This is a genomic window from Cytobacillus kochii (genome assembly GCF_044790165.1).
GTDB classification, from domain to species: domain Bacteria; phylum Bacillota; class Bacilli; order Bacillales; family Cytobacillaceae; genus Cytobacillus; species Cytobacillus kochii.
On the sequence record NZ_CP085254.1, the window covers coordinates 4,200,015 to 4,215,422 of the forward strand.

The window sequence follows — 15,408 nt, forward strand, 5'->3', positions numbered from 1 at the left end:
AAATCATTTATCTGTGAACACCGTTCTTAATAAGGTAAAAGTTTTAGGATTATATACCTATATAAAAACCAAACAGCTTCACCGATAATAGACATAGCAAAACACAATAAGAAGATAGGTCCGTCCTATTTTCAATCTAAAACAACCCAAATACCCTCTTACGCTTGATTTTTTCGGGCATTTCCTTCATAACGTTTTCCCCGTTAAGGAGTAGCTCGGCATTTTCTGTGAAGAGGTAGACGATTTCTGTTCCGTAAAGCTTGTCGAGGGTGTCGATTGCTTTGTTGAAATGGAAAGGTCTGGTTGTTATATTGTGTGCATCAGAAGCGATGAAATGGGTGAGATTCGCTTCGATGATTTGCTGTGTAAACTTTTTTACATTTTTGCCAAAGTGGCCGACGAGACTTCCGGCGGTCACTTGGGTGAGTGCGCCCTTTTTAACAAGGCGATATAATAGTTCCGGTTGTTCAATCAGCTGCTGGTTTCGTTCTGGGTGGACGATAATGGGTATAAGCCCTTCTAGCTGCATGTCATAAAACAATCTTTCTGTGTATTTCGGTACATGATTTGAAGGAAATTCAATAAACATATAGTTGGTGTCTGCTAATGTTTGAATTTTCCCTTCTTGCCATTCCTGCAATACTTCCCCAAATATCCGCACTTCTTGTCCTGGATGGATAGACAGCGGGAAATCTTCTGCTTGCAATCTTTCGTTTAGACGATATGCCTCTCTAACAATCTTTTGTTTGTCATTTCTATACTTCTCTTGATAGTGAGGTGTGGCAATGATTGCAGTGATTCCTTCATTTATTGCCTGCTTTGCCATGTTGTATGATTCTTCGAATGTTTGTGCGCCATCATCTAAATGGGGTAGGATGTGGCAATGGATATCAATCATTACTTTCCTCCTTTTAATAATTTAAATATTATAAATTGACTGATTATTAAAAATGACAAAATGATAGTTTCTATAGTCGCGTAAAAAGGGTGTGGTTTTTACGACCCATAGTAATAGTAAGTTGTTTTTTTCATATTCATCTTATTTAGAACAACCCCGAGGATTTTCCCCTTTGCAGCCTGCAATAGTTCCTTCGCTTTTAATAGTTGTTCTCTCTCAGTCTTTTTATTCTGGGCAACGAGCACAGTGCCATCACATTTATTCGAAAGAATTTGCGCATCCGTTACAGCTAATAATGGTGGTGTATCAAATATCACGATGTCGAATAGCGTTGTCGCTTCTGCAATCACGCGATCCATCGCCCGTGAGCCAAGCATCTCCGATGGGTTCGGTGGAATGGGCCCGCTTGTTAGAATAAAGAGATTCTCTACTTCTGATTCTTGAACAGCATCTGTAAGTACCGCCTGTTGAGAGATAACATTAGCTAAACCTCTCGTATTCAGGACATTAAAGGTGTATTGCACAGTTGGTTTTCTTAAATCCGCATCAATAAGAAGTACTCTTTTACCTTGCTGAGCAAAAACAACAGCAAGATTAGCAGTAGTTGTCGACTTTCCTTCCCCTGGTCCTGCTGAGGTGATCATCATTGTACGAACATCTTCGTCGAGCGAGGAGAATTCAATATTTGTTCGAATCGTACGGTATTGCTCTGATATCGGTGACTTTGGTTGATGTCTCGTAATGATATTTCGTTTCAGCTGATTATTAAGCTTGTTCCGTTTTAGAGCCAACGTTACTCCTCCTCGTCTTTGGATTTTTTTGATTGTCTTTCCCTTTTTCATTTCCTTCTTCAATGTTTGCCACTAATCCAAGGACCGGTAAACCAACGGCTTTTTCAATATCTTCTTCATTTTTTACTGTGTTATCCATATATTCAAGTAAAAACGCTAGACCAACACCAGCCATTAACCCTACTACAAATGCAATGGCAATATTCAATAGCGGGTTGGGTTTGATTGGTGATTGATTCTCCGTTATCTCTGCACTGGCTAAAATGGAAACATTATCTATATTCATAATGTCTGGTATCTCACTTCTGAACACTTCAGCTGTTTTATTTGCAATGAGCGCCGCTTGTTCAGCACTTTCATCCTCCACTGTGATCTTTACAACTTGAGAGTTTTGTTCACTTTGGACGGATATTTTTTCATTTAATGCACTTGTTGAAACACTTAAATTGAGCTCTTCCTTAACGATATCTAGTATCGCCGGGCTCTTGATGATGACGTTATATGTATTAATTAATTGTAAATTACCATCTAAATCATTTTTTGTTATTTCTTGATTATCTTTTGCTTGGTTCACTAAAATTTGTGTAGACGATTGATAGACAGGAGTTAATACAAAGTAACTGACCACCCCACTAATAAGGGCCGCCGCAATAGTAATTGACAGGATTAAGACAATTCTCTTTTTTAATGTATCATACAGTTCTTTTAGACTAATAGTTTCTTCCATTTGACCCTCCCAGTTAAGAACTAAGCAAAATTGATTATATCATATAAAATGCAACATTTGTTACATTATGTTATTTTTAAGGAAAAAATTTATATTTTTTTGGTACTATTGTCTATATACTCTATTATTAACCAATAAAAAAGTAGGTTTTTAGGTATATTATTTCGAAATTGTCATGTTTTGTTGATTTTTCTGACTAAATAGGTTGAAAGGAGTGATTATATGAAAATAATATCCATCATATTAACTGGAATACTCAGTCTAGTCATTATCGTGGTGAGCCACGTTACTTGGGTGGAAAGAACAAGCGTCAATGGAAATACGAATGTAAGTACGGGAGAAAAAGAGAGACAAAACGAGGATAAAGCAAACCATTCAAACTATATAGCCATGGCTGCTAATTGGCCAGAAGATGCCATCCATTCTTATGCAAATACATTAGAAAACAACGTCCCATATATCGTTGTGCTCGTTGGTTCTACTTCTACTACTGGCGAAGAAGACAGTTGGGCTGCGCAGTTATCAGCTTCATTACACGAACATTATCAAGACACAATGAAGGTAGAAACCGTTCATTTTGATCGTTTTTCAGGTGACTTTAATATTGATGAAGTAGTCCGGTTATCACCTGATCTAGTATTAATTGAACCGTTCTTAATGAAAGATAATGATTGGTATGAGGACGTGACTGCACCGCTTGAGAATATCGACAACTGGAGAGAAACACTTTCAGAAATGAATCCAGAAGTAACCGTGATGTTGCAGCCTGCCAATCCATTTTATTTACCGCAAAAATATATGCAGCAAGTGGATGCGTTAGAAACGTATGCTTCTGTACAAGGATTAACTTATATTAACCATTGGGAAGCTTGGCCAAATACTAATGATCCATTCATACGAGAGTACTTGGAGGAAGATTACTACCCGAATGAACAAGGTCATCATCTATGGGTAGAATATTTACGAGAATATTTTATAGCAGAAGAGTGATTAAAACTGTACATACATCTCACGCTCAATGATTATAGCTTTACTAATATAATGCAAAAGGAGCCGAATGAAGGCTCCTTTTTTTACACTTATAACCCTGTCCAGTTCCAATAAGTAAAGTAAAACAAAATCATCAATATAAAATAAATCGGCATTAAGAACATATTTAACTTTAATAAAATATTGGCACGATAACTCATCGTGTCATGCTCATAGTATACTAATAGTGCCTTCGAACTGACCGGGAAAGTTAAGCAATAGTTCATCCCTACTAAGCTTAAAAAGAGCATGGAGGATGGCTCTAAATTAAGTGTCATACTAAGCATTAATATACCTGGCACCATCACTACAGCCCTTGTCGTATGAGAGGTAATATAAATGTGACTGGTAATAGCGATAAGGATGATAAGACTCACAAGACCCCATGCAGGGATAGGTGGAAAAGCACCAATTAGCTTGAATACTTCCTGCTCTATCCAGCTTACCGCACCAGTTTCCACTAAGTTCTTACCTAATGCTGTTGCAGCAGCGACAAATAAAATCAAATTCCACGAAACAGCCTGTAAGCCTTTTTTCCAGGTAATGACGCCATACTTAGGCAGCATAAAAACAAAGGCACCCACAATTGTGATTAAACCTATTTCATAGCCATGAAGTGCTTCTGTTAGCCACAACAAAATCAAGACAGTTAAAAGGATAAGTGTTTGCTTCTCCTTTTTGGAAACAGGCTTTACTTCAAATATATTGTTGACATTGCTCGCTTCAAAAGGGGCTGCAGTTAATTCCTTTGAAAAAAATAGTTTAAAAACAAAATAAGTGATGAAACTGATGATGAAGGCAAAAGGGAGCCCCCATATCAACCAATTTATATAAGAGATACTATCTCCTGTCGTCTTCTCTAATATTTCTATCCCGATTAAATGTGAACCTGCTCCTAATAATGTCGAAGAGGTCGTCATTAAAATGATGACTGGTACAAACAATGCAATGATTTCTCTTTGTTGCTTATTCTTAACAAGATTCGCTATTTCTCTTACAATTGGCAACATGAGTACCGCCCTGCCGGATGTGGAAGGAATAAAGATAGCCAATGGAAACAGAGACAACATCAAATACAATAATAGTTGGTTTGTGTTTTTAGCTTTATGAATGATCACTCGCGTCATTCGAAGAGATAGACCAGAAGAACTAAATGCTTCTCCAATAATAAAAGCGCCAATCATCAACCAAATGATTTCCGAAGAAAAAGATGAATAGAGCACATCTGTATTTGCCCCATTTAATAAAATGAGTAATAGTAATGCACCTAAAGCAACATAGGCGGCAGGAAGTTTTGTACATACCCATAAAGCTAGTGTAATAATGAAAACAATCATAGAAACCTTTGCATCATAAGCTATATTGTCTGTAAAAACAATAAATGAACACACAAATGAGAGAAGAATGACGATGATTTGTGTTACATTTGGCAGCTTAGTTAAGTATGTTTTAGTAGATTGTTGCTTGGTTTCTAGTAAACGATTAGATTTCATATGATACCTTTACCCAATTTCCTTTCAGCAATACGATAGCCAACCTGAATTTGACGTACAGCTGCCTCTGCACAATCAGCAATTAAATTTGCTGCGTCTTCCATCGCCTTTTCTAATGAAGTTGGTTTCTGAATAATGCTCATATAAGCATCAATCCCACTTGTATAGTTTACCCATGCATCCTTTCCAATGGACCCAGTAATTGCAATCACCGGTATGCCCAATTGTTTTGCTAATCTAGCAACTTCCGCAGGAATCTTCCCGTTTGGAGTCTGTCTATCTATACACCCTTCCGCTGTTAATACAAGGTCAGCACCTTCTAGATGTTCTTCAATTTGAATATATTTCATAATAATTTCATAACGTGGAAATAGTTTTGCACCTGCAAATGCCACTAAACCTGCCCCTAACCCCCCAGATGCGCCACTACCTGGTAGCGTTTTCACATCATGCCCCGTAGCCTTCTCTATTAAATTAGCAAAGTGCGATAAACCATTAGCCAATATCTCTACCTCTAGTAAGGAAGCTCCTTTTTGGGGTGCAAATACGTGCGCCACCCCCTTTGGACCACAAAGTACATTATGCCAATTACACGCGACATGCATTTGTACTTGAGATAATCTTGGGTCTATATTGGTTAAATCCATATATGCAATATCACTTAAGCAGCCCCCTCCCGTTATTTCTATTGGTTGATGATTTTGAGAATAAAATTTAGCGCCCAACGCTTGTGCCATACCCGCTCCACCATCGGATGTACCCGAATCACCACAGCCAAATAAAATATGAGTCGCTCCTGAATCTAAGGCAGCTAAAATTAATTCTCCTACACCATAAGTATGAGTATTTAAAGGGTTACGTTTGTGAAGAGGAACCATTCTAAGCCCAGCAATAGCGGCCATTTCAATTACGGCTGTTTTTACGTTGTTTTCCTCATACAACCCAAAGTATGTCTGTACTTTTTCACCTACAGGATTTGTGGCGTCAATAAATTTAAGTTCACCTTTCTTAATTTTAATAATTGTTTTGACAAAACCTTCTCCACCATCAACCATGGGAATAACATGCGTATCCACAGCGGAATCAAAACGCCTGATCCCTTTATCAATCGCACTCGCTACTTCCTCAGCTTCCAAACACTCCTTAAAACCAGATGGGATAATCACTATTTTCATTTTACTGCCTCCAAGTCATTTTTTTTTTAGGAAAATGAGCCATTTCCATTTAAATCCGTCACTTCTAAGCTTTTTCACTTTCCTTGTTATCTTCTATACTAGTTTTTGAAGATGAGAACTCTATGTAAGAACCATGATAGTTAGATTAGAAATCAATAAGAATGAACCCAAATAATCAACCGAAATAAAAAAGACATGTAAATGGTTCTCACCAAATACATGCCAGGCCTCATTAATCCAAATCTTTTTTTATTATCTCTCCAGTTTTTGCATTCATCTCTATTTCCACTTCGCCTTTTTTGGAATCAGCTTCAATTTCATAAACAATGAGACCATCTTCTTCATCCAGTTCAATTTCATTCACTTTACCGTTAGAAGCCTTTTCTGCAATTGCTATCGCATCTTTTTCTTGTATGATCCGTTGCTTGATTAATTGCTTATCATCATCGTTAGCGTCGTCTCTATCTCTTTCGATATCATCATCTTCATTATCTTGATCCCTTTGGATAGAATCACCTGAAGAGGCATCTACTTTTATGTCCTGTACATCATCGTTATCGTCATCGTATCCCCTATCGTCAGATTGATTCTCCCCATCATCTTGTTTACTGATGGCAATGACATCCGCCTCTCCGGCCTGAGATACTTTTTCATCTAATTCTGTATTGATAGAAGTAGCATTTGTTTCATCATTATTTGTAGCCCCAACAGCAACCGCTCCACCCATAATTACACCAGTTATGATTAAACCAACAAAAATTTTATTTTTCATGATTAATATCCTCCTTTAATCTTCTGATTACTTATAATATAATCGCGTAAGATTAAGGAATGAGGTGAGTAACATTAGAATTTGCTAAAAAGTAAGATTAATCATCAAATGAAATAGTAGCTTTCCCTGTTAAAGTATGAACTTGTACGGTTGCCTCATTATCATCATCGGTTTCAATTTCAATGAGATAATAAGTTTGGCCTCCAATATTTTCAATTTCGATATCATCATCGACTGCCCCTTTTACATGTTCCAACGCGATTTTAATTGCTTCATCTTTAGAAATAGCCACTGGACGATCTTCTTCTTTTTGTTTGCCTTCTTCCGGGTTTTCTTCTTTAGGTTTTTCAGCTTTATCTTTTGAAACAATTGAACCTGTTACTGCATCTACTTTAACAATATACTCCTCTTTATTCTCCAGAACTTTAGCTACATAAACATCTTTCTGATTTTCGGTTTTTTTACTAATAGATAAAATATCATCGCTTGACAGTAATAAGATACTTTCTATTTCCTTTTCATTCTTTATCGTTTTATTACGATCATCACCGCCACTTGAGTTATCTCCAAGTTTCTTTAAAGATATTATATCTCCATTTTCTGCATTTAAAGAAACTTCATATATTCCGCTTTCTCTCGTCATTTTTATGTGATAAGCACTTTGTTGTAATTCGATATTTGTTACTTTGCTGCCTTTATACCTTTCCTCAATTAAGGAAAGGGCGTCATCTTTAGTAATTGTTTTCGCAGAAGTAGTTACTCCTTGCCATGTAACAATAATAATAAAGGTTGCAATGACAACTAACCCAAGAGTAATCCATAACCCTTTTCTTCTCATTATTATCCTCCATTCTATATCCCTTTCCTTTATTATCTAATAAAAAAATTAAAAGAAAATGAGAAAGCACTGATCGATTAATTAATTTTTGTTTTCCTATGTTCGTTATTAAACACCATAGTAACCGTTGTTCCTAGATTTTCAACACTTTGTAATTTTATCTCAATGGCTAAAGCGTCGGCAATTTCCTTCGCTAAAGAAAGCCCAAGTCCGACTCCTCCTGTTTTTCTGGACCTTGCTTTATCAATACGGTAAAAACGTTCAAATATTTTGGGAAGCTCATTCTCATCTATACCTATTCCACGGTCAGAAACATGAATAAGTATTTCTTCGTTACTATTCTCACTCAAAGTGATTGTAATTTCATCATTACTATACTTTCTTGCGTTATCAAGGAATATAAAAAGTAATTGCTTTAACTTTTGTTCATCTGAGTAAATGGACGCATTGCCATCAATTTCACTTTCAAAAATAATCCTTCGATTGTAGCCGTTCTGGAAAGCTTTTGCTGAATCTACCAAAAAGTCGCTTAGGCTAATTTTGGTTGTTTCTATATTCCATTGTTGATTATGTTGTGCTAGGAGTAATAGTTGTTCTGTCAAATTTTTCATTCTAATGGCTTCAGAATGTATCGCTTCAATTGATTCTTTAAAAAGTTCCTCATCATGCAATCCTCGTCTTTTTAAAAGACTGGTATAGCTTTCAATTACAGTTAGTGGTGTTTTTAGTTCATGGGAAGCACTTGAAGCAAATTGTTTTTGCTTATCAAAGTTGACTTCGAGTAAATCAATCATATGATTAAAAGTCGTACCCATTTCATGCAATTCGTCATTGGAACCTTTATTTAATGGCAGCCGTTTAAATTTCCCACTTTCTCTAATTTCACTCATCGTCTTAATCATTGAAGTAATCGGCGCAATAATAAGGTTGCCTAATAACCTACTAGAAATAATAACTGGAATCATTGCAACTAAGGTTACAATGATTAAAACCAACCGTAATACTTTTAAATTTTCTGTCGTTCTTACAATGCTTTTGGCGATTTGCAGGTTAGCTATTTCACCATTGCTCAAAATAATCGGAATCGAACCAAAAGTATATGAGGTTTCACCCTCTTTAATCTCGACATTTAATGAGGAACTAAATGATTTCTCTATGTTATGAGCCTCTTTATTAAAAGAAGGATCCACAAATGTACTAGCTGCTTTTTGGCTATCCTCATAAACGATACGAACCATACCGTCGATAGGAATATAAGCCCGAAGTAACGTGTCCATTGGTACCGTGGCAAGTGACTGATCGATTTCAGCAGCATTTCTTTCCAATTCCAGTTTCCCACGATCAAGTTCACTATTCATCATCATATTGCTAAACAGCAAATAAATAGAGATATTCATGACGATTAGTAATATGATGAACAAGATAGAAGTATATAGATTGATTTTGTTTTTTAACTTCATTTCATCTCCCTTATTACATAACCTACACCTCGTACCGTATGGATAAGCGCAGGGAGATTTTCAACGTCAATTTTCTTCCTTATATAACGAATATAAACATCAACAACATTTGTATCACCAATAAAATCATATCCCCAGACTGCTTCAACAATTTGATCACGATTCAGTACTTGTCGTTTATTTACCAATAAATAAACAAGCAAATCAAACTCCCTCGGTGTCAATTCAATAGATGTATCCCCACGAAAAACTTCTCTTGTTTTCTCATTCACTTTTAAATTAGCAATCGTAAGCACATCTTCTTCATTTTCTACTTCCTCAGTGACTTTATTTCGGAATGCCACACGGACTCTGGCCAGCAACTCTTCTATTTGAAAAGGCTTTGTTATATAATCATTCGCACCTAAATCTAATCCAGAGACTTTGTCTTCAACTGAGCTTTTCGCAGTTAAAAGAATGACCGGTGTATGGTTATCATTAGCCCTAATTCTTCTTAACAACTCTATTCCGCTAATACCCGGAAGCATAATATCTAATAATACGAGATCCCATATTTTGCTTTTATAAGTATGGAATCCTTCTAACCCATCAAGCGCTTTTGTCACTTTATACCCTTCATATTCCAGCTCTAATTCTAATAACCGTGCAATTTTTTCCTCATCTTCAATGACGAGAATTGATTTTTTGTCCATTAAATACCCACCCTTTACAATCCACTTTATGATTGATTGTAGATTCTTTTTATTAAGATTCTATTACTTTATGAATATATTTATATTAATACCTTTCAACCCCAGTTTCTGTTAAAATTTGTGTTTATTAAACGGCCAAATGGCTCATTTCTCATCATTTTTTAAAAGAGGCAATTAAATATGAGCTTTCTTTTTTGAAAGGACTTATCTAGTACAATCGTTTGTTTTTGAATTGAGACTTTTATTGGATGAATTTAACCGGAGCATTTGTTATGGTTAATTAAAATTATATTTACAGGAGATGAAATTGCATCATGTATAAATGGCAACTTGCACTAATTACTGGGATACTGCTCCTCTCTGCTTGTAACAGTAATTCCGTTGAGGAATCGGACATGAATAAAGAGAAGACCCACGAAGTGTCTCAATCATCTGATGAAAAAGAGCAAAACTCAAACTCAGGTAACCATTCAGTCCCTGTACAAAACATAGCAAATGATAAGATTTCTAACGAAAAGGATTTGTCATCATTACCAGAATACGGCAAAATTATAGAACTAATCGGTGATCAAGATTATCTCTTCACAAAAGAATCAGATACTGGAAGTAAACGCGTGTTTATTATTGAGCAAAATGGTGAAAAACAATATAAAACTATCTTCATCAAGAAAACAAATCGACTTAAAGTGATAAAAATTCACGGTAATGGCGAAGAAGTTTTCAACCAAATATTACCATAAAAAGAATGACAGAAAAGACACTAATAGCAGGTGGAAGTAATGAAAGTCGACCGGACCCTTTGAGGTTATTCTTTAAGTATTTATACATTTCTATGGCATGAAAGAAGTTTAAGGAAATTCGCGCCATGATTTCCTATCCGATTCAAACCAATTGTTTCTAGGTAACTTGCACATCTTCATACCTGTTGTTCGCATTTTGGCTTTGCCCATACCTTTTCCCCAAAGGTATAGGTATAACTTATGCTCATGTGTTTGGTTGTAAAGAGGCTAGAGCAAAACAAACACAATAGAAACTAATTTTCCTCACATTGTTCGCCGGAACTTAATAAAGAGTGACACCATTTTAGTGTCACTCTTTGTTCATCATTTCAATGACGGCTGTTTTTTCCTTGCAAGGAATAACATGATGGTACCTGCTAGTAAGATTGTCATACCCATTGCTAAATAGTTATAGCTGTTGGTTGACGTATTTGGTAGAGACTTACCTGTTTTCTCCTCTGGTTTGGCGCCAGATTTCATTTGTTCTTTTTTCCCTTTGATGACATCTGCTGGTGTTTTACCATCATTTGGTTTTTTATTGCCATTGCCTGGGTCTGGTTTTTTCGTTGGTGGAGGAGGGGTGTTGCCCTCGCCCGTTCCATCTTCATCTACTGTTGTTGTTGCTTCTGCATAAGTATAGCCAAGGATTTCATATTCTTCGTCATAGGCCATCAATTCAATAGTATATGTTGTGTCTTTCTCAAGTTCTGTCCAAATATGCGAGAGTGTATCTGCATCCACGATTTCATACTCTTCTCCATTTAGAGAGATTTCATATTCATAGACTGCTCCTTCACCATCGTATATCCATTCTGTTTCAATAGAGTCTTCTGTTGCTTCTACTTTTGTGAAGTAAAGATCTTCACTAATCGTGAATACATAACCGAAATAAATTTCAATTTCTTCTCCATCCGCATTTAGTGCTGCAATAGCAACTTCATACGGCGTTCCCGGAGATAGTCCAGTAAATACGTAACTAGATTCTGTTCCTGATACTGTATCTACTGATTCACCATCTATATACAATTCATAAGCTGCTACTTCTTCTTCTCCATTATATTCCCATTCTGCATAGATCGAATCATGTGTCGCTGTTAAAGAGGTAAAGCTTAAGTTCCCCATTTCTTCTTCATAGAAAACTTCCACACCGCGCATTCTTAATTCTTTAATCACTTCCATCGCTTTCGATCCTTCCGAAATGTCAAGCGTTGGGACCGAGATGAAAGAGACAACAGCTAAGTAAGGTAAATCTAGTAATGGCGAAATATCCGTAATAGCTGTTTCATCCATTGCTAAGAATAATAGATTATTACCATTCTTAAGTGGTGTAATGTCAGTAATAGCGTTACCCGAAATAATGAGACCTTGTAAAACATGGGCATTCTCAGAATTTAACCAATCAAGATTCGTCATATTTGTATAATCTGCAAGTAAAAATAGTAACTGTAATTTCGCTAGTGATTTGAAATCACTAATTGGATTATCCGATACGATTAAGTATTGCAGATTGGCTGCTTTTTCGATTCCTTTAAGACTTGTTAGTTCATTATCATATAGTGATAATTCGATTAAGCTACTTGGCAAAGCAGGGAGCTTTTTATATCCATTGCTATCAGCTGAAAGCGATTGTAAGTTAGGTAAACCTTGTATTGGTGATAAATCGAGTCCAGGATTGTAGGAAGCAACAAGCATATTCAAGCTTGTTAAGCCCGACAATGGTTTTAAATCTTTCACTTTCGTGTCATCAATATATAATACCGATAATTTACTCAAGCCTTTAATCGCTGTTAGATCACTGACTGGGTTCCCTGTTATCGATAGCTCTTCAAGGTTTGTAGCCAGCTCTAGCCCAGCTAAATTCCGAACACCTTCATAATCAACATACAGTGAAGTTAAATTTTTCATATCACTTTCATATATGTCACGGCTAATGCCAAGAGTCATCTTAATCATGTCTCTTAACCCTTTGTCTTTAATCGACACTTTTTTTCCTTCAGGTAATTTTGCCGTTTTCACATCCATTGTTGCCCGACCAATTAATTGTTTACCGTCGTAAGCCTTAATAACGATATCATAGGTTGTATCTGCCTTTAAGTTCTTAAATACATGTTCTTCTAAACCAGATACTTTCGTTTCTTTCCCGTCAATAGAAACAATATAATGATCTGGGTACAAATTGATATTGGCTTCAGGCCAGAAACTCCAATACACTTGGATACTTGATTCATTGACAAATCCACGCTCTACCATCATATTTACATCATCTGCTTCATTGCTGTACACGGTTACGCCTTTTGCAGTTAAATCTTTCAGTACAGCTTGTGCCCCAGCATTTTCACCAATCCAAGGCAGGCCATAAGCATAAACTGTTTGAAGATTCGTTAATTTTTTGAGGAAGTCCAGGTTGGCTAGGGAAGTATGAGAGATATTTAATTCCACTAAACTTGTACTAAAAATACTTGTATCTGTAATAGCTAATCCTGTGACATCAAGGTCTTTTAACTTTGTTAATGCTTTGATTGGTGTTAAATCAGCAATGTCATTATAACCGAGATGCAATGTTTCTAAATTTGTCGCAAATTGTAATCCTTCAATAGATGTTACCCATAAATTCGAGATTGATAGACTTGTTAAACGGTCTAAGTCAGCTTGATAAATAGCGCGCTTTAACCCTAATTCATCTTTAATTGCTTGCTCAAGAGTACTGTCTTCGAATGGAATAACTTCTCCTGTAGGTACTGCCGATGTTGTTACTTCTACCTCTGCTGAAGATACTACACTACCTTTTTGAACACCTTCTACTTTCACTTTATATGTAGTAGCAGGGGCTAATTTCGTTAATGCATAAGTGGTTTTATTTGGTGAAACGACTTCTTTTAAATGGCCATCAACGTATAATCTAAATTCATCAACATCCATTAAACTCCACGAAATGTCAGCTGTTGTATCAGTTATCTTATGAGCAACAATATTTATGGTAGGGACAGGTTCATCTTTTGCTGCTTCTTCATCCGCTACTTGTTCCTCTTCCTCAACAACCGTTTCATCGTCTTTTGGTGACTCTTCGCTAGCTTCCTCTTCTACAACCGGCATTTCAACCGTTAACGTTGTTTCGTTACTTTGCGCCTTACCTTGCGCAATCGCATAAGTCACTGTATCTCCAGGTTTCACCTCAGAATCAATCAATTCATATATACGATAAACGCCATCCTCCCCAGTTTGTTCTTGACTCATTTCTGGTTGGCTGGCAAGAACCGAGCGTTCTCCGTTTTTAACGAGGGTGAACAATTCTGCATTCTCATTTGCAGATTCTTCATATTTCACTCGCCATTTCAATTTCACTTGCCCATCAATGTATTCTGGATTTTGCAATTGAATATCTAATGGTTGTTCCACATCAGTTGTTCCTGGTGATGTCGGTGTTTCCTCCGTACTCTCTGTCTCCGCTAGGACGGATGCAGGGATGATAGAAAAAACGAGCATCATGGATAAAAGTAGATGGATAGCTTTTTTCATTCCCAATTCCCCTATTCTCTCTATTTTTAGAAATATATTCCTTTCAAGATGTATCATATAACGAATAGATGGGCTTGTATAGATACTTACGATAGAATATTTTTCGACATCATCCCTTGAGAATAAATGAGGTTTTTGTCGAAAGTTGACTAGGCTGGGTTGCTCTCCCCATCACCAGACTAAGCTTGTTTGATAAGCCATTGCGGGGGAGACGTCAGCTAATGTTTGAGCGTTGATTTGCGATGTAGGTCATGTCATGTGCTGCTTGTCTCTCCCGGAGGTTTGATCGGTTGGGGATGGTTATAGGGGTGATAGAAATTTTTGAAAGGTAACCCCTCAAGAAAGGAGAATCGTGGGTCGGGTTGGTAGCCATAGGGATAAGCTCTGTTGTGGCGATTATCCCCGTTATCCTACCATTTTTTCTTGCTCACTCTGATTTTTGGTACGTTTCTCGACGTTTCCTACCATATTTTCATGCTTACTCCGGTTTTTGGTACGCTTCTCAGCGTTTCCTACCATCTTTTCATGCTCTCTCCGATTTTTGGTACGCTTCTCGACGTTTCCTACCATATTTTTCGGCTCACTCCGATTTTTGGTACGCTTCTCACCGTTCCCTACCATCTTTTTCGGCTCACTCCGATTTTTGGTACGTTTCTGGACGAATCCTACCATCTTTTCATGCTATCTCCGGTTTTTGATACGTTCCTCGGCGTTTCCTACCATCTTTTTCGGCTTACTCCGGTTTTTGGTACGCTTCTCGACGTTTCCTACCATATTTTCATGCTCTCTCCGATTTTTGGTACGTTTCTCGGCGTTTCCTACCATCTTTTTCGGCTCACTCCGATTTTTGGTACGTTTCTGGACGAATCCTACCATCTTTTTCGGCTTACTCCGGTTTTTGGTACGCTTCTCGACGTTTCCTACCATATTTTTCGGCTCACTCCGATTTTTGGTACGTTTCTGGACGAATCCTACCATCTTTTCATGCTCACTCCAGTTTTTGGTACGCTTCTCGACTTTCCCTACCATATTCTCATGCTCACCCCGATTTTTGGTACGCTTCTCGGCGATTCCTACCATCTTTTCATGCTCTCTCCGTTTTTGATACGTTTCTCACCGTTTCCTACCATATTTTTCGGTTCACTCCGATTTTTGGTACGCTTCTCGACGTTCCCTACCATATTCTCATGCTTACTCCGATTTTTGGTACGTTTCTCGACTTTCCCTACCATATTCTC

12 protein-coding genes are annotated in these 15,408 nt (G+C 37.0%); 2 read left to right on the forward strand and 10 right to left on the reverse strand.

What is annotated here, in order from left to right; translation table 11 throughout:
• Nucleotides 1-136 precede the first annotated feature (136 nt).
• From LG276_RS21450 to LG276_RS21460, 3 genes are all read right to left on the reverse strand, one after another.
• Nucleotides 137-898: a tyrosine-protein phosphatase gene (locus tag LG276_RS21450; protein WP_404292808.1), complete on the reverse strand. Its 762-nt coding sequence runs from the start codon at nt 896-898 to the stop codon at nt 137-139.
• 98 nt (nt 899-996) lie between these two features.
• Nucleotides 997-1,689: a CpsD/CapB family tyrosine-protein kinase gene (locus LG276_RS21455; RefSeq protein WP_404292810.1), complete on the reverse strand. Its 693-nt coding sequence runs from the start codon at nt 1,687-1,689 to the stop codon at nt 997-999.
• Nucleotides 1,664-2,416 carry a YveK family protein gene (locus tag LG276_RS21460; protein WP_224936694.1) on the reverse strand — a complete coding sequence of 251 codons (753 nt, stop codon included), beginning with the start codon at nt 2,414-2,416 and terminating at the stop codon, nt 1,664-1,666. Before LG276_RS21460 ends, LG276_RS21455 begins: the two co-directional genes overlap by 26 nt.
• A 222-nt stretch (nt 2,417-2,638) precedes the next feature.
• On the opposite strand from LG276_RS21460, the gene LG276_RS21465 reads away from it, so the two are divergent.
• Entirely contained in the window at nt 2,639-3,406 is a 768-nt protein-coding gene (locus LG276_RS21465; RefSeq protein ID WP_404292812.1) for an SGNH/GDSL hydrolase family protein, read from the forward strand.
• A gap of 89 nt (nt 3,407-3,495) precedes the next feature.
• Here LG276_RS21465 and LG276_RS21470 read toward each other — a convergent pair whose 3' ends face one another.
• From LG276_RS21470 to LG276_RS21495, 6 genes are all read right to left on the reverse strand, one after another.
• Nucleotides 3,496-4,938 carry an SLC13 family permease gene (locus LG276_RS21470; protein WP_404292814.1) on the reverse strand — a complete coding sequence of 481 codons (1,443 nt, stop codon included), beginning with the start codon at nt 4,936-4,938 and terminating at the stop codon, nt 3,496-3,498.
• Complete coding sequence (locus LG276_RS21475) at nt 4,935-6,113, reverse strand: glycerate kinase (protein ID WP_341057994.1); 1,179 nt, start codon at nt 6,111-6,113, stop codon at nt 4,935-4,937. The genes LG276_RS21470 and LG276_RS21475 overlap by 4 nt, the downstream gene beginning before the upstream one ends.
• Nucleotides 6,114-6,345: 232 nt before the next feature.
• The gene (locus LG276_RS21480; RefSeq protein WP_404292816.1) at nt 6,346-6,885 is read right to left on the reverse strand and encodes a PepSY domain-containing protein; all 540 of its coding nucleotides are present in this window, start codon (nt 6,883-6,885) and stop codon (nt 6,346-6,348) included.
• 97 nt (nt 6,886-6,982) lie between these two features.
• Nucleotides 6,983-7,723, reverse strand: coding sequence for a PepSY domain-containing protein (locus LG276_RS21485; protein ID WP_224936699.1), 741 nt, complete (start codon nt 7,721-7,723; stop codon nt 6,983-6,985).
• A 77-nt stretch (nt 7,724-7,800) separates the two neighbouring features.
• A complete protein-coding gene (locus LG276_RS21490; protein WP_404292818.1) occupies nt 7,801-9,183 on the reverse strand; it encodes an ATP-binding protein in 1,383 nt (460 codons plus the stop codon).
• Nucleotides 9,180-9,875 (reverse strand): response regulator transcription factor, encoded by a 696-nt coding sequence (locus LG276_RS21495; protein ID WP_251162269.1) that lies wholly within the window; start codon nt 9,873-9,875, stop codon nt 9,180-9,182. Before LG276_RS21495 ends, LG276_RS21490 begins: the two co-directional genes overlap by 4 nt.
• Before the next feature lie 314 nt (nt 9,876-10,189).
• Here LG276_RS21495 and LG276_RS21500 point away from each other — a divergent pair, with 314 nt between their 5' ends.
• Nucleotides 10,190-10,615 (forward strand): hypothetical protein, encoded by a 426-nt coding sequence (locus tag LG276_RS21500; RefSeq protein ID WP_404292820.1) that lies wholly within the window; start codon nt 10,190-10,192, stop codon nt 10,613-10,615.
• 363 nt (nt 10,616-10,978) lie between these two features.
• On the opposite strand, the gene LG276_RS21505 is transcribed toward LG276_RS21500, so the two are convergent.
• On the reverse strand, nt 10,979-14,170 hold the full coding sequence (locus LG276_RS21505; RefSeq protein WP_404292822.1) for a fibronectin type III domain-containing protein: 3,192 nt from the start codon (nt 14,168-14,170) through the stop codon (nt 10,979-10,981).
• Nucleotides 14,171-15,408: the final 1,238 nt, after the last annotated feature.